General features: G+C 50.9%; 13 protein-coding genes and 1 tRNA gene. 10 read left to right on the top strand and 4 right to left on the bottom strand.

The genetic code is table 11. The features are described from left to right. Positions 1-22 precede the first annotated feature (22 nt). From A6U95_RS07625 to A6U95_RS07615, 3 genes are all read left to right on the top strand, one after another. Positions 23-598: a transcriptional regulator gene (locus A6U95_RS07625; protein WP_021807590.1), complete on the top strand. Its 576-nt coding sequence runs from the start codon at positions 23-25 to the stop codon at positions 596-598. 142 nt (positions 599-740) lie between these two features. Then, positions 741-816: transfer RNA gene (locus A6U95_RS07620), tRNA-Phe, on the top strand. Between the two features lie 512 nt (positions 817-1,328). Beyond that, on the top strand, positions 1,329-2,432 hold the full coding sequence (locus A6U95_RS07615) for a hypothetical protein (RefSeq protein WP_065684065.1): 1,104 nt from the start codon (positions 1,329-1,331) through the stop codon (positions 2,430-2,432). 85 nt (positions 2,433-2,517) lie between these two features. On the opposite strand, the gene A6U95_RS07610 is transcribed toward A6U95_RS07615, so the two are convergent. Beyond that, on the bottom strand, positions 2,518-3,438 hold the full coding sequence (locus A6U95_RS07610) for a LysR substrate-binding domain-containing protein (protein WP_065684064.1): 921 nt from the start codon (positions 3,436-3,438) through the stop codon (positions 2,518-2,520). A 404-nt stretch (positions 3,439-3,842) separates the two neighbouring features. Continuing rightward, positions 3,843-10,373 carry an Ig-like domain-containing protein gene (locus A6U95_RS07605; RefSeq protein WP_158006203.1) on the bottom strand — a complete coding sequence of 2,177 codons (6,531 nt, stop codon included), beginning with the start codon at positions 10,371-10,373 and terminating at the stop codon, positions 3,843-3,845. 944 nt (positions 10,374-11,317) lie between these two features. On the opposite strand from A6U95_RS07605, the gene A6U95_RS07600 reads away from it, so the two are divergent. The 6 genes from A6U95_RS07600 to A6U95_RS30620 all read left to right on the top strand — a co-directional run bounded on the left by A6U95_RS07600 (position 11,318) and on the right by A6U95_RS30620 (position 17,462). After that, on the top strand, positions 11,318-11,815 hold the full coding sequence (locus A6U95_RS07600) for a CS1 type fimbrial major subunit (protein WP_024531074.1): 498 nt from the start codon (positions 11,318-11,320) through the stop codon (positions 11,813-11,815). 471 nt (positions 11,816-12,286) lie between these two features. After that, positions 12,287-14,407, top strand: coding sequence for a TcfC E-set like domain-containing protein (locus A6U95_RS07595; RefSeq protein WP_158006202.1), 2,121 nt, complete (start codon positions 12,287-12,289; stop codon positions 14,405-14,407). A gap of 71 nt (positions 14,408-14,478) precedes the next feature. Beyond that, the gene (locus A6U95_RS07590; protein ID WP_083196334.1) at positions 14,479-15,159 is read left to right on the top strand and encodes a pilus assembly protein; all 681 of its coding nucleotides are present in this window, start codon (positions 14,479-14,481) and stop codon (positions 15,157-15,159) included. Continuing rightward, positions 15,128-15,799: a hypothetical protein gene (locus A6U95_RS07585; RefSeq protein WP_065684061.1), complete on the top strand. Its 672-nt coding sequence runs from the start codon at positions 15,128-15,130 to the stop codon at positions 15,797-15,799. The genes A6U95_RS07590 and A6U95_RS07585 overlap by 32 nt, the downstream gene beginning before the upstream one ends. A gap of 26 nt (positions 15,800-15,825) precedes the next feature. Next, positions 15,826-16,347, top strand: a complete 522-nt coding sequence (locus tag A6U95_RS07580; RefSeq protein ID WP_065684060.1) for a hypothetical protein — start codon at positions 15,826-15,828, stop codon at positions 16,345-16,347. A gap of 86 nt (positions 16,348-16,433) precedes the next feature. Continuing rightward, positions 16,434-17,462, top strand: coding sequence for a hypothetical protein (locus A6U95_RS30620; RefSeq protein WP_139102343.1), 1,029 nt, complete (start codon positions 16,434-16,436; stop codon positions 17,460-17,462). 147 nt (positions 17,463-17,609) lie between these two features. Here A6U95_RS30620 and A6U95_RS07570 read toward each other — a convergent pair whose 3' ends face one another. After that, complete coding sequence (locus A6U95_RS07570; RefSeq protein WP_024531068.1) at positions 17,610-18,539, bottom strand: LysR substrate-binding domain-containing protein; 930 nt, start codon at positions 18,537-18,539, stop codon at positions 17,610-17,612. Positions 18,540-18,868: 329 nt separating this feature from the next. Continuing rightward, positions 18,869-19,531 carry a LuxR C-terminal-related transcriptional regulator gene (locus A6U95_RS07565; RefSeq protein WP_206744296.1) on the bottom strand — a complete coding sequence of 221 codons (663 nt, stop codon included), beginning with the start codon at positions 19,529-19,531 and terminating at the stop codon, positions 18,869-18,871. A gap of 648 nt (positions 19,532-20,179) precedes the next feature. On the opposite strand from A6U95_RS07565, the gene A6U95_RS07560 reads away from it, so the two are divergent. Then, complete coding sequence (locus A6U95_RS07560) at positions 20,180-20,719, top strand: fimbrial protein (RefSeq protein WP_065684057.1); 540 nt, start codon at positions 20,180-20,182, stop codon at positions 20,717-20,719. Positions 20,720-20,743 lie beyond the last annotated feature (24 nt).

The raw sequence follows: 20,743 nt of genomic DNA, 5'->3' as shown, positions 1-20,743 counted from the left end.
ACATTTTTTGGAGGGAGCACTAGTGCAACGTGAACAGGTTTTAAATACAGCCTTGGAGCTGTTGGAAAAACAGGGCCTGGCGACCACCACCTTGGAAATGCTGGCAGAAAAACTGGGTGTGCCATACAGCGATTTCAAACCGTTCTGGCCAGACCGTGAGGCACTGCTGTATGACTGCCTGCGCTACCACGGCCAGCAGATTGATACCTGGCGCCGCCAGTTGCAGCTTGATGAGACGTTGAGCCCGCAGCAAAAGCTGTTGGCGCGTTATGACGTGCTGGCAGAGCACGTACAGAATGAACGCTACCCTGGCTGCCTGTTTATTGCCGCCTGTAGCTTCTTCCCTGAGAGCGACCACCCGATCCATCAACTGGCCGAGCAGCAGAAAATCACCTCGCTGGACTTCACCCGCGATCTGTTGCGTGAGATGGATGCCGACGACGCCGACTCGGTAGCGCAGCAAATGGAGCTGGTACAGGAAGGCTGCCTGAGTAAACTGCTGATAAAACGCCAGTTGCAGGATGTTGCTGTCGCCAAACGGCTGGCCGAAGATATCTTGCATATTGCCCAGTGCCGTCAGTTCGGTGCGTTAAGCTAAAGCGTGAAATGCAGTAGCCGATGGTAACAGAGGCAGAATTACGCGGCCTTTGCCTGAAAAGCCAGCAATCGGCGCTGTTTTCACGTTTTTCGTCACAAATCCGTTGACGCCGCACGGCCAATACGGTTTAATGCGCCCCGTTGCCCGGATAGCTCAGTCGGTAGAGCAGGGGATTGAAAATCCCCGTGTCCTTGGTTCGATTCCGAGTCCGGGCACCATCATTTAGAAGAACCCGCCTATGGCGGGTTTTTTGCTTTGTTTTCCAGCCAGACTCTTCGATTGCCTAATACTCTCGTCCAGCCAGCCTCCACTAGGTTTACTCAGCATCAAGCCCTTATGCGATCACAATCAAAAGTAAAGTCCGATTCGCTAATATTCCCCCTCTTTCACTATCACAAGGCCTGTCAGTGGATCTCACTGACGCAAAAAATCCGTGCAGCCAAACCGTAATACAAGCCCTGTAAGCTCGCAGACGACGGCAACATGCTTTTCCTCGTTCCTCCCAACTACTTTTCTGAGTTGTGACAGAAATGACATCAAGTGATCCGCTTTACGCGTACCTCATTACAACAGCATAAAAAAACACCTGATTGTCCCCCGGTCAGCAAGGAAGCAACTATTGTTAAGGTACGGGCTGTTTGTCTGCTTAAAGCTCTCACCACAGATGTTAGCGGAAAGCCCCCAAGGAAGCCGTACCACCTAAATAATATTGTCATTTTGCGAGGTGCACATGCTTTATGTTGATATCCCTAGCCGTGAAGAATATTCCTATTTAGCTGATATTCATGCGGATGCTTGTATCTCGATTTATCTTGAAACCTCGCCTCTACGTCAGCACTTAGAGGCCAGTAAAATTCAACTTGGTAACTTCATCAAGGAGGCGCTGCTGCAGGTTGCAGACAGTGGCCTGGATAAACGCCGTGTTGCCTTGTTGGAAGAACAGCTTTGTTCTGTGTTGGAAGATGAGTCATTTTGGGACCTGCATGCACGCAGCCTGGCGGTGCTTGCAACACCAGACAGTATCCGAACTTACCGGCTGGCAAATGAGCTATCCAATCGACTAGAGGTGGGCAAACGTTTCTACCTTAAACCACTACTGCGTGCGTTAACCTTCCCACATTCGGCCTACATCCTTGCACTCTCTGAAAACCAGACGCGCCTGATCGAGTTTTTTGCTGATGCTCCCGCAGAAGAGATGACAGTGCCAGAGATGCCCACCTCCATGAAGGATGCTATGGGGGATGCAGCATTGAATGACCACCATCATGGAGCGACACATCATAAAGTGCGACTCGCGCAATATACTCGCAAAATTGACCAGGCGTTACGTCCACTGTTTGCCAGACATGATTCTCCGCTTCTCCTTGTCAGTACCGAGCCGCTGGCCTCAATCTACCGTTCAACAAACTCGTTGGCTAACCTGGCAGATGAAACGCTGTTCAAAAATGCAGAGCACCTTGGTACATCTGAATTGGTAACGTTGGTGCGGCCGTTAATGGATAACTATTATCAGGAGCAATTGAACGCGTTAGCCTCGCGCTTTGAAACGCGCTTAGGAGAACGCCGGGTCACTCAGGATCTTTCAGATGCGGCAAGAGCAGCCACATTCGGCGCCATTGATTTGTTACTGATTAACCTCGACTGCAAGCTGAAAGGCACCATTGATGAGCAGGGATTAATCACTTTCAGTGACCACGATGAGGATGACACCTACGATTTAATTGATGAGATTGCCAAAAGAGCGATGGCGACCGGTGCAAGAGTTTTAGCAGTACGCAGCGACGATTTACCTTCCGGTGCAGATCTTAACGCCATATTACGTTTCCCACTATAAGGACTCTGTCTGGTTAAGGAAGGTGCGATCAAATTAGGTCGCATCTTCTTGGATTGCCAGCACCGAGGAACAATCTTCCGTAGTATCAATTCTCCTCAGAGAGAATTTTTAAACACGCCGCTTTGACTTCATCCATCAGTTTTTTAGCCAGCGGGGTCAGCCCATGTTGTTGTCTGTGAATAAGAACGTATAGGGCATCCGGCAACTTTTCTTTTATAGGTATCACGGTGATAAGATCTTTTACATAAGAAATATCTAAAATTGCCTTGGGGCCAATGAAAAAGTAATCTTCATTTAAAACCAGCTGTTCGCCAATGGTCATTGAGTCACCATAAATCACGGCATCCTTGCTCATTTTTCCTTTTGGGAAAATAAATTTCTCCAGCTCTTTATAATACCCTGTTCTGGTGCTAGGGAAGTACCATTTCGCCCCTTGCAATTCGCTTAATGAACGGCAATGGGAGAGTGGGTGGTCTTTTCTGGCAATAATACAAAACTCTGCATTGATTGGCTGTTCGACAACAAATTCACTCATTGATATTTCAGGTGATGCGATACCAATAAAAAAATCCAATCGCCCTAGCCGAAGTGAAGTCACCAGTTCACAAAGTTGCCCTTCAATGATGGTAATATTTGATGATGGGTGTTCTTCTTGAAATTTATTAACCAAAGAAGGGAGCATACTTAAAGCAGGAAGGTGTGAGCAACCAAAGACTACGTTGCCCTGAGATTGTTGACTCAATTGATGCAACTCATCTACGGCTCTTTCCAGATCGTTAAGTAGCGTGTTAACCCTATGTTCAAAAACACGCCCCATCTTGGTTAAAACCATGCCCTGCGGCCCTCGGGATAATAAGGATACCCCCAAAATCCGCTCTAACTCCTGAATACTTTTGGTCATAGCAGGCTGGGTTTTGAACAAAGCCTGTGAAGCGGTTCTGATGTTTCCGTAATAGATAATCGCCTGAAAATCCCTGAGCTGATTGATTTTTGGAAGTTCTTTCATGGGCCACCGTCTATTTTCAAACTAAATAACAGCTCGAGAGTGAATAACTTTAAGCCTAGATGCTGAACCCAAAAATGTAAACGCAACAATTTGTTATCTCACAGAATCAGTTCACCTCTCAACAATGTCTTTCAATATCATATCATTACACCAAGCTAGCGGGATAAGGTTTCATTGGTAATTGGCTAATACCTTACTTTAAAGTGCCATACCTCTTGGTCGAGCAGGCCATAGCCCCTTGAACTTGACAAGCAACGGGTATGTAGCATTAAAAAAGGCCCCCTTATAGGGAGCCTCGCTTAAGAACACCGCTTCAAATAGCGGCCTTGACTAAGCAGATACTGGAGCCTGTCTCATTAAATACCCTTTATGGACAAGCCCCCGCCTCTGCAACTACCTTAGCTTTAGTTATAGATGATCTGCAGGCCTGAAACAAAGACGCCTGAACCTCCATTTGTTCCTGTCGAATAAACGATAACCCCATAGATCGTATCCGATACGGTTGCGGTATAGGCCGTTCCCGTTGACGAACCAACCTTATGATCGGCACCGTCCTTCCATGTCAACATTTCCAGTAACTGATCTGGTAACCCTGTAATTGCCACCCTCGCACTGTACCCGGTGATAGATGTCACCTTGTCCAGTTCAAGAACCTCGGAAGACGCCTGTCCACCTGGGCCACCCGCAATCAGACTCCCATTTGAGTAGAACCCGTCGACCACTGCCGCGCTCCTGAATGTCAGGGATGGGTACTTCTCTTTCGAGATCAGCGTAGTGTATGCTGTCTTGGTCCCAATAATTGCACTCGTCTTGGCCACAATCACGCTCACGTCAGTTTCCGCAGTCATCCCCTCAAAGGTTACAGACAACTTACCTGATTCATTTTCATCCGCTGAAGTGACATACCCTGAGCCATCAACACTAATTTTCGCATTACTGCTCTTCCAAGAGCCGGTTTTGGTAATATCGACTTTTGAACCGTCTGAATACACCGCTTCTGCAGTCACGTTAGTACCAAAGTATTTAGTCAACGTGATGTCTTGCTTACTGAGCGCAACACTTTTCACCACTGTTTTAAAGCTTACAGGGACACTGTTAGATGATTGACCATTCAGTTGAGCATTAACCGTCACAGTTTCCTCTGCCGTGTTAACGATCCCAATTCTGGCCTGTCCATTCTCATCAATGGTGACAGTGCTATCGCCGATAAATCTTGCACTCCCGGTAGTCGTAAAGGTGACATCCAGGGCACCAGCCTTACCTTTGATAATATTTCCATTCTTATCTGTCATAGTTACGATCAGATTGTGAGTAGAAAGCTCGCTTGGCGTATCCTCGCTTTTTTGTGTTTCAATCGTTTTTCCAGCTGTTTCAAGAACCAGTCCATTGGTTGTATTGATCATTACCGTACTGATATCCGCTTCAAAGCTCAGTTCGGTGCTACTGGTCACGCCGCCGACTTCCGCTTCCACCTTGACGCTGCCCGCTTTATCGCTGGTCACCGGCAGAGAGGCGATACCGTTCTCGTCGGTGGTCACCGTCTGCTGACGGGTACTGCCGTCCGGCTCGGTCACGGTAAAGGTGACGTCGAAGCCCGGGATCGGGTTGCCGTTCGCATCCTTCACCGGCAACTGCACGGTATTGACGTCGGTGCCGTTGGCCACGGTGTTACCCGCTTCTGCCGTCAGGCCGTTCTCGTCGATGGTCGCCGTGGCATTGTCCGCCACGAAGCTCAGGTCGGTGCTGCTGGTCACGCCGCCCACCTCCGCTTCCACCTTGACGCTGCCCGCCTTGTCGCTGGTCACCGGCAGAGAGGCGATACCGTTCTCGTCAGTGGTCACCGTCTGCTGACGGGTCGAACCGTCCGGCTCGGTCACGGTAAAGGTGACCTCGAAGCCCGGGATCGGGTTGCCGTTCGCATCCTTCACCGGCAACTGCACGGTGTTGACGTCGGTGCCGTTGGCCACGGTGTTACCCGCTTCCGCCGTCAGGCCGTTCTCGTCGATCTTGGCCGTGCTGTTGTCCGCCACGAAGCTCAGGTCGGTGCTGCTGGTCACGCCGCCCACCTCCGCTTCCACCTTGACGCTGCCCGCTTTATCGCTGGTCACTGGCAGAGAGGCGATACCGTTCTCGTCAGTGGTCACCGTCTGCTGACGGGTCGAACCGTCCGGGTTGGTCACGGTAAAGGTGACATCAAAGCCCGGGATCGGGTTGCCGTTCGCATCCTTGACCGGCAACTGCACGGTGTTGACGTCGGTGCCGTTGGCCACGGTGTTACCCGCTTCTGCCGTCAGGCCGTTCTCGTCGATCTTGGCCGTGCTGTTGTCCGCCACGAAGCTCAGGTCGGTGCTACTGGTCACGCCGCCGACTTCCGCTTCCACCTTGACGCTGCCCGCTTTATCGCTGGTCACCGGCAGAGAGGCGATACCGTTCTCGTCGGTGGTCACCGTCTGCTGACGGGTGGAGCCGTCCGGCTCGGTCACGGTAAAGGTGACGTCGAAGCCGGGGATCGGGTTGCCGTTCGCATCCTTCACCGGCAACTGCACGGTGTTGACGTCGGTGCCGTTGGCCACGGTGTTACCCGCTTCTGCCGTCAGGCCGTTCTCGTCGATGGTCGCCGTGGCATTGTCCGCCACGAAGCTCAGGTCGGTGCTGCTGGTCACGCCGCCCACCTCGTCTTCCACCTTGACGCTGCCCGCTTTATCGCTGGTCACCGGCAGAGAGGCGATACCGTTCTCGTCGGTGGTCACCGTCTGCTGACGCGTGCTGCCGTCCGGCTCGGTCACGGTAAAGGTGACGTCAAAGCCCGGGATCGGGTTGCCCTGTGCGTCCTTGACCGGCAACTGCACGGTGTTGACGTCGGTGCCGTTGGCCACGGTGTTACCCGCTTCCGCCGTCAGCCCGTTCTCGTCGATGGTCGCCGTGGCATTGTCCGCCACGACGCTCAGGTCGGTGCTGCTGGTCACGCCGCCCACCTCCACTTCCACCTTGACGCTGCCCGCTTTATCGCTGGTCACCGGCAGAGAAGCGATACCGTTCTCGTCGGTGGTCACCGTCTGCTGACGCGTGCTGCCGTCCGGCTCGGTCACGGTAAAGGTGACGTCGAAGCCCGGGATCGGGTTGCCCTTCGCGTCTTTCACCGGCAACTGCACGGTGTTGACGTCGGTGCCGTTGGCCACGGTGTTACCCGCTTCCGCCGTCAGGCCGTTCTCGTCGATCTTGGCCGTGCTGTTGTCCGCCACGAAGCTCAGGTCGGTGCTGCTGGTCACGCCGCCCACCTCTGCTTCCACCTTCACGCTGCCCGCTTTATCGCTGGTCACCGGCAGAGAGGCAATGCCGTTCTCGTCGGTGGTCACCGTCTGCTGACGGGTGCTGCCGTCCGGCTCGGTCACGGTAAAGGTGACGTCCACGCCCGGCACTGGGTTGCCGTTCGCGTCCTTCACCGGCAAGTGCACGAGGTTGACGTCGGTGCCGTTGGCCACGGTGTTACCCGGTTTGCCGGTCAGCCCGTTCTCGTCGATGGTCGCCGTGGCATTGTCCGCCACGAAGCTCAGGTCGGTGCTGCTGGTCACGCCGCCCACCTCCGCTTCCACCTTGACGCTGCCCGCTTTATCGCTGGTCACTGGCAGAGTCGCGATACCGTTCTCGTCGGTGGTCACGGTCTGCTGACGGGTCGAGCCGTCCGGCTCGGTCACGGTAAAGGTGACGTCGAAGCCCGGGATCGGGTTGCCCTGCGCATCCTTGACCGGCAACTGCACGGTGTTGACGTCGGTGCCGTTGGCCACGGTGTTACCCGCTTCCGCCGTCAGACCGTTCTCGTCGATCTTGGCCGTGCCACTGTCCGCCACGAAGCTCAGGTCGGTGCTGCTGGTCACGCCGCCGACTTCCGCTTCCACCTTGACGCTGCCCACCTTGTCGCTGGTTACCGGCAGGGAGGCAATACCGTTCTCGTCGGTGGTCACCGTCTGCTGACGGGTGCTGCCGTCCGGGTTGGTCACGGTAAAGGTGACGTCCACGCCCGGCACTGGGTTGCCCTTGGCGTCTTTCACCGGCAACTGCACGGTGTTGACGTCGGTGCCGTTGGCGGTGGTGTTACCCGCTTTGCCGGCCAGGCCGTTCTCGTCGATGGTCGCAGTGCTGTTGTCCGCCACGAAGCTCAGGGCGGTGCTGCTGGTCACACCGCCCACCTCCGCTTCCACCTTCACGCTGCCCGCCTGATCGCTGGTCACCGGCAGAGAGGCGATGCCGTTCTCGTCGGTGGTCACGGTCTGCTGACGGGTCGAGCCGTCCGGGTTGGTCACGGTAAAGGTGACGTCGAAGCCTGGGAGCGGGTTGCCGTTCGCATCCTTCACCGGCAACTGCACGGTATTGACGTCGGTGCCGTTGGCCACGGTGTTACCCGGTTTGCCTGTCAGGCCGTTCTCGTCGATCTTGGCCGTGCTGCTGTCGGCCACGAAGGTCAGGTCGGTGCTGCTGGTCACACCGCCCACCTCCGCTTCCACCTTGACGCTGCCCGCCTTGTCGCTGGTCACCGGCAGAGAGGCGATACCGTTCTCGTCGGTGGTCACGGTCTGCTGACGCGTGCTGCCGTCCGGGTTGGTCACGGTAAAGGTGACGTCAAAGCCCGGCACTGGGTTGCCCTGTGCGTCCTTCACCGGCAACTGAACGAGGTTCACATCGCTGCCGTTGGCCACAGTGTTACCCGCTTCCGCCGTCAGGCCGTTCTCGTCGATCTTGGCCGTGCTGCTGTCCGCCACGAAGGTCAGGTCGGTGCTGCTGGTCACACCGCCCACGTCCGCTTCCACCTTGACGCTGCCCGCTTTATCGCTGGTCACCGGCAGAGAGGCAATACCGTTCTCGTCGGTGGTCACCGTCTGCTGACGGGTGCTGCCGTCCGGCTCGGTCACGGTAAAGGTGACATCAAAGCCTGGGAGCGGGTTGCCCTTGGCGTCCTTCACCGGCAACTGCACGAGGTTCACATCCGTGCCATTGGCCACGGTGTTACCCGGTTTACCGGTCAAGCCGTTCTCGTCGATCTTGGCCGTGCCACTGTCCGCTACGAAGCTCAGATCGGTGCTGCTGGTCACGCCGCCCACGTCCGCTTCTACCTTGACGCTGCCCGCCTTGTCGCTGGTCACCGGCAGAGAGGCGATACCGTTTTCGTCGGTGGTCACGGTCTGCTGACGGGTCGAACCGTCCGGGTTGGTCACGGTAAAGGTGACGTCGAAGCCCGGCACTGGGTTACCCTGTGCGTCTTTCACCGGCAACTGCACGGTGTTGATGTCGGTGCCGTTGGCCACGGTGTTACCCGGCTTGCCGGTCAGGCCGTTCTCGTCGATCTTCGCCGAGGCATTGTCTGCCGATAACGTTACGGTAGCCTCTTTCACTGCTATCGCTGACCCGGATACGTTTGCCGTGATCTTCACTGCACCCACGCTGCTGCCAGCAGTGAAAGTGGCAAGATAGACACCAGGGCGATCTTTAGATTCGCTTACCTCACCTATGGCATGAGGAATGGGTTGTGCTGTGGCAGAGGCAGGACTGATTTTGCTTGCCGCTGATGGCGGCTGGAATTGGCTGTTCAGCGTAATCTGCCCGGCGATCCCACTGATTGGGCGACCGCTACCATCTTTCAGAGACAGTTCTACTTGCGTTGTTGAGCGGCCATCTGCTGGCAAACGCGCATTCTTAATCATCAGATTAGAGGTTGCTGCAATACCAAAACCGGTAACTACGACTTCCCCTTGAGCAGGCTCAGAACGGTTACCCGATTTATCGATGACGGTCACGCTGATAGGATAGTTATTATTTCCCAACAGGTTATAAGATGGCAACACGGCCTGCCACCCCTGACCATTAGGGATGATTTTCCCGCCAGCGGCGGTAAACAAGTCTGCTTTCCATTCGAATGAAGCAACACCATGCTTACTGGTGACGGTGATCGGTAACTCAATAGTTTGGCCGGAATCCCCCTGTAACAACGGATCCATCACCACGCTCAGTAACTGCTGCTCACGATATTGCAGAACAATTTGGTTATTGCGGTCTACCAGATCGTAGCGGCTGCCTGCCAGCGTACGTTTTGCCGCCAAATTGGCCGGATCGAGCTGTTTTGACAGTTCGGTGCCAAAGGAATAATTGAGGGAAAGATTGAAACGGGTATCTTCCATACCGCTGGTTCCCTGCTTGTGGTCTACACCGAAGCTGACCAATGGCACAGGAGAATAATTCACACCGAAAGTGACGGCAGCAGGATCGGACTGGCGCTTATCTTTACCAAATAAACCGACTTCATCACCAAAATACTGCTCATACACCAGCTTGCCACCCAATTGTGGCATCGATGGCAGATAGGCTTCTGTACGGATATCAAAGCCATTAGCGGCTTTTTCATCAAAACCGTCCAAATCGCGCGAGTTCTTCCAGCCACTTACACCAAAATAGCCGTTGGTAGCAATACGCAGGTAATCACGTGCATATTCAGCACCAATACCAATGCGTGAGTGACTGCCTTGGATATCACGATCCAGGAAGAGGTTATAGCCAAACATTTGCTGATCGATAAAATGACGTTGCCCTATGCCAGCGTTGAGCGTGAGGCGATCGTCAATATAGCGCGTACCCAGTTGGCTGAAGGTAAGCAGGCTTGGGGTATCTTGCAGGGGTAACAGAACGTCTAATTGGCTGCCTTTCAGATTAAGTTTGTCATCCAGGTTCAATTGTACTTTGGCAGTACCAAATTGATTAAGCCAGTTTTCAACGGCGTCATTCGCGGTACTGGTCGCAGCACCACGAGCGATAGATTCGGCCTGTTTGGTTGGGTCACCGCTGGCTAACACACCCGCCAAACGGCTTGCTGCCGTCGCAACCGCCTGTTCATCCTCAGTATGGGTATTTTTCGCCGCCATGACTGCCGGGGTATAGGCAATACTCATCGGGAAAACCACTTGGGTCACAATGTTAGCCCAAGCTAACAATGTGGCTATCCGAGATTTTTTAAATTCTCCAGCCTTGCGGCGTGAAGGTAAATCGTGCTTTTTCACTGCAACTACCTTATAGATAAATTGAAAAGACATACTTGCAGGAGGGGCCCAATACCTCAGCCTTACCTGTTTTCAAGTATTTAAAGGATGTTTAGCTTAATTAAAATCAATACTAATCATTAAGTTATGACTTGAGTGATAATGAAGGTGTGACTCTTATATCAATAAAATGGATATCTGAATTAATGACCTGGCATTAAAATTAATAAATTAAATCAATGAGATAATAACCATCAATGAAAAGATTAAGATCCTCCCGGCAAAACATGATTTCGAGAATTAACTGCAAATGCTGATAGGTGAAATCATCGCAAGCAAAAACCTCGCCCTTCCGTGATTAAGTTAATGTCCAGCTTCAGTTTTCATGGGAAATGTTCACTGCGGGATAATCATTGGCCTTCTGACTATGATAACTTCATGGCTGTACTTTTCCCTGTTCATCTTGCCACCAAATTTTCACCATTGTATTGGGTATCTTAAAGAACGTAAATAAAGTAATTTTTATCGGTGATAACATAATTTCAATCGGTAGCGATTTCAGTTATAGATTGAGTATTAACTTCTCCTATCACTGATAAAAATCTATTGGCTTGTAATCGTTGTTGCGTGGGACTATATTCATCACGCACATGATAGGTACCTCTAAAAACTCAGCAGCATGTAGTAAGTTTTCATTTATTTCATGATTCTAATAGGGACCAGGGTAAATTTCGCTAAGCAGACTGCAAACAATCCTTTAATAAGGGTTTTTTTCACCCTGTTTGGTTTGAACAGGCAATTAAAAGCGATCCTTGATGACAAGGACGTCTGTTAGTTTTAATAATAAGGAAAGTACCATGAAAAAGATCCTTCTGTCTGTTGTTGCTACAGCTCTGCTGTCGGCCGGTATGGCGCATGCCGCCAATGGCGTGAAAAAAGAAATTACCATCGTAGCTAACATCAACGATGCTATTTTTGTTTCTAAGCCAGACGGCAGCACCTGGTATGACAAAGAAGAATTGTTTGCCAAAGATTATACCCAGACTGAGTTTGCTTCTAACGATCTGCCAGTGCGTGTTTACACCACCGACAATGAAGTCAACGTATCCCTGGTTCAGCCGCTGACCATTAACCGTGCTGATGGTGCCCAGTTGTCTAACGTAGTGGTCAATTTTGCGGGTAAAACCGTCGTTCAGGGTACCCCGCTGAAAGTGATGCAAACCACTACCGCTCCAGGTGGATATGACAACACCTATACGCTGAAAATCGATGCCAAAGCGCCAACCAATGCGACCGGTAGCACCAATGGTTCATACCAGGGCGATCTGGTCATGTTGTTCGAGCCAAAGGCTTAATAACGTTATCCTCTTCATACGTCTAGTTGCCTCTGTGTTGACGGTTGTTACTCGCTCATTCTTGGGGGAGGTACCCTGTGTCACCTTCATGCAACTCGAATTATTTTAGAGTCGATACCGTAAAGCGTTAAATGACGCTTAATTGCGTAATAAAACTAGGGTTATCTCCGGATAACCCTAATAGCATACGCCGAACGCCATCTTCTGTTTTTATAACAGAAGTTTTCTGTATATCTAGTGCAAAAGAATAGATAGGGTGTGGCTTGTTAATTATTAAAACAAAAAAATTAATAATAGGTTACTGGCCGTGTTGTTGAGTCTCTATATATGGAATATAAGATGGGCAGAAGTATCCCAGGATGGGCAACAGGTTTATTATTATTGACTCCGTCAGCAGCCACTTATGCTGAGGGAGCTCAAATTGAATATCAGGTGCCCGCAGGTTTCTCTGAGGCCGAGCAGGATTCCTCCATGCAATTTCTCGCCACCCTCGACAGCACCCCTCTACCTGGCCCGGTCAGTTGGTCTGCCCAGCAAAATCGGCTCACTTTTGATGAGGCGCTTTATCGCCAAAATGGGATTTCAACCGAGCAGATCGAGCTGCTGAACAAGGTCCTGGCACAGATACCTTATGCGGTCTGCCCTAACGGCTGTGACTATACCATCAAGGGGCAAACCGTCTCGCTCGACAAGGTCAAGCAGTCGCTGACTATCACCGATGGCAGCAAGCGTTACGTGCAGCCCCAAACCATGATGGGCTTCATCCACAACCAATCGCTGGATGTACGCACCGCTTCTAACGAGTACCGTGCTGTCTCCGCCTTCGGTCAGGGCTACCTTGGTCTGCCTTCACAAAGCTATGGCTACCTGAGCTGGTATTACAACGACAGCAAAAATTTCGATACTCGGACCACCGATCAGGGCGTCAGTACCTGGTATTTGCAGAAGAACTTCGCCACTACCTATCTGCGCAGTGGCCGTCAGGACAGCCGCGATAACGCCGCTGGTAGCATCAGCACGTCACTCAACCCGAGCTTTGACCAATTTGTCACCTTGGGCAGCCAGGACAACCTGAAACGCGACAACCAGTCCGCAGGCAAGATGGTGCTGTTCGCTACCGCTGACGGTGACTACGAGTTCTATCGCGATGGCCGTCTTATCCGCCGTCTACCCGCGGTGATCGGCCGTAACGAGATTGACTATAACCAGTTGCCCGGTGGCTTCTATAGCGTCGAGGTCCGATTAGTCAATCGCAGCGGCCAAGTGGTGAGCACTGAAAATCAACAGATTGCCAATATCAATTACGGCAACAGCACTGGCTGGTATGTCACGCTGGGTAAAGAGCTTGATACAGAAAAAAGCCTCCTCAGCGCAGGGGCCAGCTTCCAGACCAACTGGTTTGCGGCCAGCAGCGCACTGCTAAAAGGGACCGGCAACCGTTGGGCAATGGAGCATAACCTCACCCGACCAATGCAAGTCGCGGACATGGAAGTGACGCCGACCGTGGGCGTGATGGCCGGGGAAAAACGCGTTGGTGGCTACGCCAGCCTGAGCGCTGGCAACCAGCAGCTGGGTTACCTGACCGCTTCGCAGTACCAGAATACCGCGGTGTCCGAGTTCTACCCGGCTAACAACAGCACTGCATTTGGCTATAGCCGCCAGTTCGGCCCGACCCGCCTGGGCTACAACTACAGCCGCTATAGCAACAGCGAACGACATCAGTTGCAGAGTACCTGGAACTGGCGTGGCAACGGAGTTTGGGCGGTGATAGCCATGGGTGTGCAGAAAGGTGGCTATGACAACAACAGCAACAATTACGGGCTGTACCTGAATACCACCATCATGCTGGACCGCAATACCGGCACCCTGAACGCCGCCTATAACAATGGCAAACTCTATACCGGTGGGAGTTACGCCCGTGAATTTGAGGACAGTACCGGTACCACAACCGCCGGTATTGACTTCAGTGACGTTGGCCGCACCAACGCGGTTGGCTTGAATGCCCGCCGCAACGGCACCCGTGGGGATGCTTCTTTACGCGTTGGGGTCGACGACCATATCACCAGCGGCAGCTTCAACTACAACGGCATGTTTGCCGCAAGCCAGGATGGATTTGCCTTGGGGCGCACCAGCCCGAGTGGCGCCGCCATGCTGGTTCGCACCCCAAAACTGGGTGACGCGAAATATGGCTTCAAGGTGGAAGGCAACCCGGTTGGTGGTGGCAGTACCTATGCGGTGCCATTGGCCAGCTATCAGGACGTGACTTTTGCCCAGGCGCAGTCGGTAGATGCGGATATGGACATGAATATCCGTCTGCCCGCCAACGTGGTACGCGCCCATCCTGGGCAGGTGTATCCGGTGCAAGCCGAGGTGGAAATGAACCTGCTGTATAACGGCTTCCTGGTCAACAACCATGGGGGGCCGGTGAGCGGCACAGTAAGCGAGACTGGCGATACGGTCTACCCGAATGGCCTGTTCTCGCTGGCGTCTACGACGTTGATTAAAGAAATCACCGTGACCAGTAAGCAGGGGCGATACCGCTGTGACATGACAAAACCAAAAGATAAACGCTATCTCTGTATAGCAGGTTGAAACGGATATCTATGAGGATGTCACCTGCTGGAACAGTGAAGAGTTGATGAGAATGAATAAGGAAAACCATGATTAAACAATTGCAGTATGCGGTGGTAGCCAGCCTTCTGGCTCTGAGCAGCCTGGCTCATGCTGATGGCCAACTGATGGTGATGCCGGCACGCAGCACCGTTGAGGGGCAGCAACCCCGAACCGTACAGGTCAGCAACCTCGGCGATAAGCCACTTTACCTGAAGGTGGATCTGATGCGTGTCGAGAACCCTGGTGAAACTCCGGAGCGCAAGACAGCCATTGGCGATATCACCGTGCCTGAGATGATGGCCAGCCCAGCCAAACTGACTCTGGGGCCGGGTCAGAAACGCGATATTAATCTGGTCGCATTGAAAGCGCCAGCCAGAGAGACGCTCTACCGGCTGTATATCGTCCCGGTGTCCAGCATCAAGGTGGTAGGAGATGAAAACAAAGAAAAAATCAGCGCCCCACTGACCTTCGGTGTGGCTTATGGCGTTTTGGTCCATCACTTACCTTCTTCAGGGGGACAGAGCAAGGCCTGGAGTCATCAATGCACAGCAGGCGGCCTGCAACTGACGTCCAATGGTAGCGTGCACTCGTTGTTCAAGCAGTTGCAAGCGACCCCGGCAGGCAATATGGCAAAGGAACAAAAAGTGTTCCCGGGTACACCACTAGTGTTCCTGGTGAAAACCCTGAAAGGAAACGCCGATGGCCAGCCGTTTGACATCCGTTGCCCGTAAGGTCACAGGACTAGTGCTGTGCTTCCTCCCTTTGGGGGCGGCGCAGGCGCTGATTGATATCAGCCCGAAAATTGTTGAGATGCAAGGTGAACAGGCGGTAGTACAGGTCAGCAACACTGGCGATTCGCCGGAATTTGTTGGCATCACTCTGTTTGAGATAGGCAATCCCGGCATGCCTATCGATGAGGAACAACTGATACCTCTGGGGATGAGCAAAGACCCTTATCTGTATGCTGCACCATTCAAACTCTCGCTGGGGCCACGCCAGCAGAAACCGGTGCAGTTAACGGCGCTAAAACCGCCAGAAAGAGAAAGAGTGTATCGCTTGGCGGTTATTCCCCAGCAAAAAGCCAAGATTAGCGGTACCCGAGACAATGTAATGTTGGTCAGCCTGGGGTTTAACGGCCTGATACGCCAGTTGCCAGTCAAGCAGGTTGCCACCTGGCAGCACCGCTGCGAGGCCAACGGGTTGCAGCTGCAGGCCACCGGCACGGTGCGGGTAGAATTCAGCGAACTGAAGCTGAATGGCCAAACCGTGGATGATTTTAATGTCTACCCCGGCACGCCAAGGCAAATGGCTGGGAGCACATTGAGTGGTAATGTGCAGAGCAAGCCCTTCAGCCTTCAATGCAATAAATGAGAGCAGACAATAAAGGGATGAACAGCATGAAGTTATGGCAGCAGGCGATAATGGCAGTGTTACTGCTGACTGGGGGCACGGTAAATGCTGCTGACACCGCGCTGGGCAGTGTGCCCATCAGCATTACCCTCACCAATCTGGTTCAGATCACGGTTGAGAAACCGGGTGGTGGTTGGTACGACACGTTAACGCTCAGCAATAGCGTGGGCAGTGACATCACGCGCTATCAGGCTCAGGTACCGGTTCAGGTCAGCATCCGCAATGGGCAAGACTTTAGGGTCTCACTGGTTAATCCGCTGATACTGACTCATGAAACCGACGCCGCGCTGGCTTTTACCACCGAACAAGTAGGGTTTGGCAGCAACGCAACCACGTTAAAACCACTGGGTACTACGCCGGTAGATTTCAGCAATCCTACACAGGCAGGAGGCATCTCGACGGGCAGCTATCTGCTTTCGGTCTCTGCCCGCCAGCCTACTGGTGTGCTGGGGAAGATATCGGGCAATTACGTCGGTAAACTGATAATGATGTTTGAAGTTAAAGTTTAAGAAAAACTAAAACGCCCTTGCGAGTACAGCAATGGCGTGAGTTGAAAGAACCAATTTGAAGCTTACGCGCTAATCGCGAGAGAGATATGAAAATAATAGTAACCTTATCCCGCTTGATAGCTTGCTCTCTGCTGGTATTAAGCACACACGTAATGGCAACTCAATATAGTCAAAACATCACTGGTTGCTCTGTTACCAAATTAGGAACTAATAAGTTTCAAGCAAAATTCACCTACGTGGTGACACCAGTGGCAGGAACCAGTACGACGACTCTGAGTACCTTTTATGTCGAAGTGCCAACCACATTGGGTTCAAATTTAATCGTTCATCCACAAAACAGCTCTACTAGCACTTTTAGTAATGTGGTTGCCAATTCTAACTTAGGTTACAATATCGGCACTCGTGCATTGAGTTTTTACGGTGTTCCGTACGCTAACGTAATTATGTTCAGTTCGTTTATTTCCATAGATTTTACTACTGACACTGCGGGGGCATATCCGGGTTTGCGTGCTCGCCTCACAACCGAAAACATGAGCGTCGCAGGGCAGAGTGGCGGAAGTCAGACCAGTGTTATTTACATTGCTGCTAATGGATGCCAGCTTTCTATGGCGAATATTCCAAAGCCTGAAGATGTCGATACACCTGAGCCAGCATTCAGCATGAGTTCGGCGGTGTGGCAGATGAATACCCTTGATGTAAGCAATTTACCCGATCTTTCAGCAAGTGGAAACGGTTATGCGGCATCGATTAGTAATATCGCCAGCAATAATCTGTGTATCAACTATGTAACGGCAGGGGTAAAAAACAAGACCTATGCGTTGAGTGTAACAACCACCTCAAGCACGCAGGGTGGACGTAGTTTATTTACCCTACAAGGCACTGCTAGCCAGTTGTTTTATAACCTGCAGTTGGCCAGCAACGACGGGGTGCCGGCAAACGACTTCAGTTTCCCGACTGCAAACGCTAAATACATCACATTGACGCAGACTGCCAGTAGTACCCCTAACCGTAGCCAGATGTGTTGGACGCCAAAGATCAACCTGTTTAAAAGCGCGGCGACTAAAGAAGGGATGCATACGGGTAGCGTAAATTTTGTCATCAGCCCCAAAGCATAACTAAACATTTACTTTTTATTAATGATTACCCCCAGTTGAGGAGTTTATCAATATGCTGGGGAAGCGTAACGATTTATGCTCATGTCACTTCAAGTTGCGGCAAGTCGCCACCGCGGCAACTTGAAGGACGACAGGTAAAGCCATTGATTATTCAACCTCACTGGACCAAGGATAGATCTTACATTCCCTTTGCAGTTTATCTATCATGGTCCTGGCGTGCATCGTCAACGGTAAACGATGAGAATAGATAAAACTGTAGGACGCATCGGGTAATTGCTCTTCGATCGGTATTATGCACAACTGCTGGCTTAGATAAGGTACCCGAAGCATCTCTTTAGCAGCCACGGTCAAAAAACCAGCATTCATCACCATCTGCAACGTGATGGCCGCCGTGTCCCCGCGAATAATGGTCTGTGTGTTCTCTTCCCCTTCAGGGAACAGCAGTGCATCAAGTTCACCGAAGTAACCTATTTTCGCTGTGGGTAAATACCATTTGGCCTGTTTGAGCTGGCTCAGCGAGGTACTCTTGGCCAAGGGATGATCTCGGTGTGCCACCACAGCAAAAGGAGTGGTAAAGAATGGCTCTTCGATAAATTCGCTAGCCAGGATCGTTTCCGGCGACGTTGCGCCGATGACGAAGTCTAATTCTCCCCCTCGCAGGGCAGGTAATAGCTCAGAAATTTGCCCCTCCGTAAGATTGATGTTGACCTGCGGAAAGCGTTTATTAAAACGCTGGATTGCTGCTGGCAACATGGTAAAAAAGGGTAACGACGAACTCCCCAGCTCAATGGTTCCCTGAGAAGTGGCGCTAAGCTGCTTTGCTTCATTGACTGCGCGTTCCAACTCTTTCAGCACCAATTGAACTCGGGGCTCAAAAAGTTTACCTGCTTCGGTCAGTACCACGCCACGCGGTCCACGCATCAGAAGCGGAGTGCCTAACATTTTCTCAAGTTCATTCATTGATTGTGTCAATGCAGGCTGAGTCTGATGCAGGGCTTTGGCTGCAGCCCGAAAACTCCCGTGTTCGATAATCGACTGGAACACTTTAAGCTGGTTAGGTTTTGGCAGATTTTTCATAACGATGATATCTGTTTCTCACTATATTATTGATTTTTATATTCCATTATAGGGACATAAAACCCTCTGAAGATAAAACCAGTTAGGGAACGACGCTGCTATTATTTCGTTTTTATCTTAGTTAAAAACAGGCAATGACCAGATAAAGCGAGGTATTGATGTCTTATCCTGATGCTGCCGTGGCAATTTCCCACAAGATTGGTGGGTAATGTATTAAGGTATATGCCTTTAATGCATCAGAAAACGAACTACCACCAGCATTATGCTGCTTTCCTTCCCTTTTATATCCATGAATTTATCTTACTTTACTACTCGATATGCTATATCGCTTACAGACTAATTTGACCCAATGCCCTCTCCCAAGCTGAAGCGCTCTTGTTGTATTTTCTTTTACCTATCAAATTTACCAAGGGGCATAATGAACGAACCCCCAGTTTAGCCAGGGCTGCACGTTTATGATGGCTTACTGTTCTGAAATCCAGCTTCAAGTCGTCAGCTATCTTTCTCGCGGTGTCACCATCCAGCAGCATGCGCAAAATCTCTAATTCACGCGGTGTGAGCATAGAAGAACTTTTCCCGAAACTGGGCTCTTTATTCGCACTAGTGCTCAGCAACTCCCTGCTTAACTCATCAAGCGTTATTGCCTTATTCAGTATGATACTGACGTTTCTCAACCCACTAAAGTAACATTTTAGTGGGTTGACATCGGCTATATCACCTATCAGTATCACTTTGCTGTTGGGATGCATTTTCGGCAAACGCTCTCCAACGAGTTGCAATAGTGAGGTCAGGTTATAATCACGGTTACAGACTGTTAGGATGACTAAATTCACTACCGGCAAGGCGTTTAAAGCGCCCTCACATTCTGAAAAACTGTCGCTACTCTCTACAATATCAAGAGAGACCGACAAATCTGTATCTTTAATTAATGCTTCCAACCCTGCCCGCATAAAATTACAGGAGGATTGCAAAACGACTTTTTTCCTTCTCATTACTTCCTCATAGTTTTTGGACATGACGCTTTTGGTAAGATTTTCTTCTTAAAATACCATACTCACTGCTACTATCATTACTCTAGCAGCTACGATAGTTACTGGTGAGATTACCCCTCCCTGTAATGAAAGCCATCAGAATATTTTGTAATGCTAATGGCTTTAAGTTAAAGGTGGTACCTCAGATATTAATAAATTCAACTCTGCCTTTATTTTCAGCCAGTATAGGATTTTACTTGGTCGTTGTGAAGGAAGTATTTTCTATCGGTGATAATTAAAAGTAATAAACTCACCGTATAACAATAAACTTAAGGGGTATTAAAAATAATTATACATACGCCATCGTTGTTTTATAAGGGTTTTATTTCTTTAAATAACTTATTTTTATCACCCATAGAAAAAACTATATTTACAGAGATTATATTTAATCCCTATAGTACACCTCGTTGAAAGGCACTTTACTTAAAAGAGAACATCATCTCTTTCTTTATATAGGAAAGGTTAAACACAACCTTCTTATTACTGATAAGTCTGTGAAAGATAACTCTATTTGGAAGAGATATCTCCTCTTATTCAACAACTAACGTACTTATTCACAGCGTCTTTTTATAAACACGGCGCTTTGTTAACTGTAATTAAGGAATGTAAATGAACAAATTTATTCTGTCTGCTATCGCAGGCGTCATGCTCTCTTCTGGTCTGGCTCAGGCTGCTTCTGGCGGTACCATCAATTTTCAGGGGCAGTTAAGTAATAACACCTGCGAGGTCGTTGTCGACGGCCAAGCTAGCAACCCGACGGTTACCCTGCCGATTGTTAGTATTGGTCAGCTAGGAAGTGCAGCACAGACGGCCGGGCTCACCGGTTTCACCCTGGCACTGGCCAACTGCAGCGGTAGTTTGAAAACCGCTTCCGCTTTCTTTGAAGCTGGCGCAGCGGTAGATGTGCTTACCGGCCGCCTTAAAAACACCGGTACGGCACAAAACGTCAGCCTGCAATTGCGTGATGGCACCAGTGCTTCTCAAGCGGTGATCAAAGCAGGTAACGCGGATCAGATCAACGGCAACTCGTTTGTAAACGTCGAGTCTGGTAGCACTAATTTGCCCTATCTTGTCGAGTATTATGCTGAGGGTGCAACTACTCCAGGCACCGTCGTCAGCAGTGTTGTTTACTCTATTCAGTACAAGTAATGCCTTGAGGGAGGGGTTCCCCCC

This window comes from Serratia sp. 14-2641 (assembly GCF_001692375.1).
Taxonomy (GTDB): Bacteria; Pseudomonadota; Gammaproteobacteria; order Enterobacterales; family Enterobacteriaceae; genus Chania; species Chania fonticola_C.
The sequence above is the reverse complement of the archived record's forward strand: the minus strand, read 5'-3'. Positions and strand labels throughout refer to the sequence as shown.

Excerpts from the sequence above, each read along its gene's own strand:
- A6U95_RS07610 (WP_065684064.1), bottom strand. The coding sequence starts at position 3,438 with ATGAAAGAACTTCCAAAAATCAATCAGCTCAGGGATTTTCAGGCGATT.
- A6U95_RS07565 (WP_206744296.1), bottom strand. The coding sequence starts at position 19,531 with ATGAGAAGGAAAAAAGTCGTTTTGCAATCCTCCTGTAATTTTATGCGG.
- A6U95_RS07580 (WP_065684060.1), top strand. The coding sequence starts at position 15,826 with ATGAAGTTATGGCAGCAGGCGATAATGGCAGTGTTACTGCTGACTGGG.
- A6U95_RS07615 (WP_065684065.1), top strand. The coding sequence starts at position 1,329 with ATGCTTTATGTTGATATCCCTAGCCGTGAAGAATATTCCTATTTAGCT.
- A6U95_RS07605 (WP_158006203.1), bottom strand. The coding sequence starts at position 10,373 with ATGAGTATTGCCTATACCCCGGCAGTCATGGCGGCGAAAAATACCCAT.
- A6U95_RS07560 (WP_065684057.1), top strand. The coding sequence starts at position 20,180 with ATGAACAAATTTATTCTGTCTGCTATCGCAGGCGTCATGCTCTCTTCT.
- A6U95_RS30620 (WP_139102343.1), top strand. The coding sequence starts at position 16,434 with ATGAAAATAATAGTAACCTTATCCCGCTTGATAGCTTGCTCTCTGCTG.
- A6U95_RS07585 (WP_065684061.1), top strand. The coding sequence starts at position 15,128 with ATGGCCAGCCGTTTGACATCCGTTGCCCGTAAGGTCACAGGACTAGTG.
- A6U95_RS07600 (WP_024531074.1), top strand. The coding sequence starts at position 11,318 with ATGAAAAAGATCCTTCTGTCTGTTGTTGCTACAGCTCTGCTGTCGGCC.
- A6U95_RS07570 (WP_024531068.1), bottom strand. The coding sequence starts at position 18,539 with ATGAAAAATCTGCCAAAACCTAACCAGCTTAAAGTGTTCCAGTCGATT.
- A6U95_RS07595 (WP_158006202.1), top strand. The coding sequence starts at position 12,287 with ATGCAATTTCTCGCCACCCTCGACAGCACCCCTCTACCTGGCCCGGTC.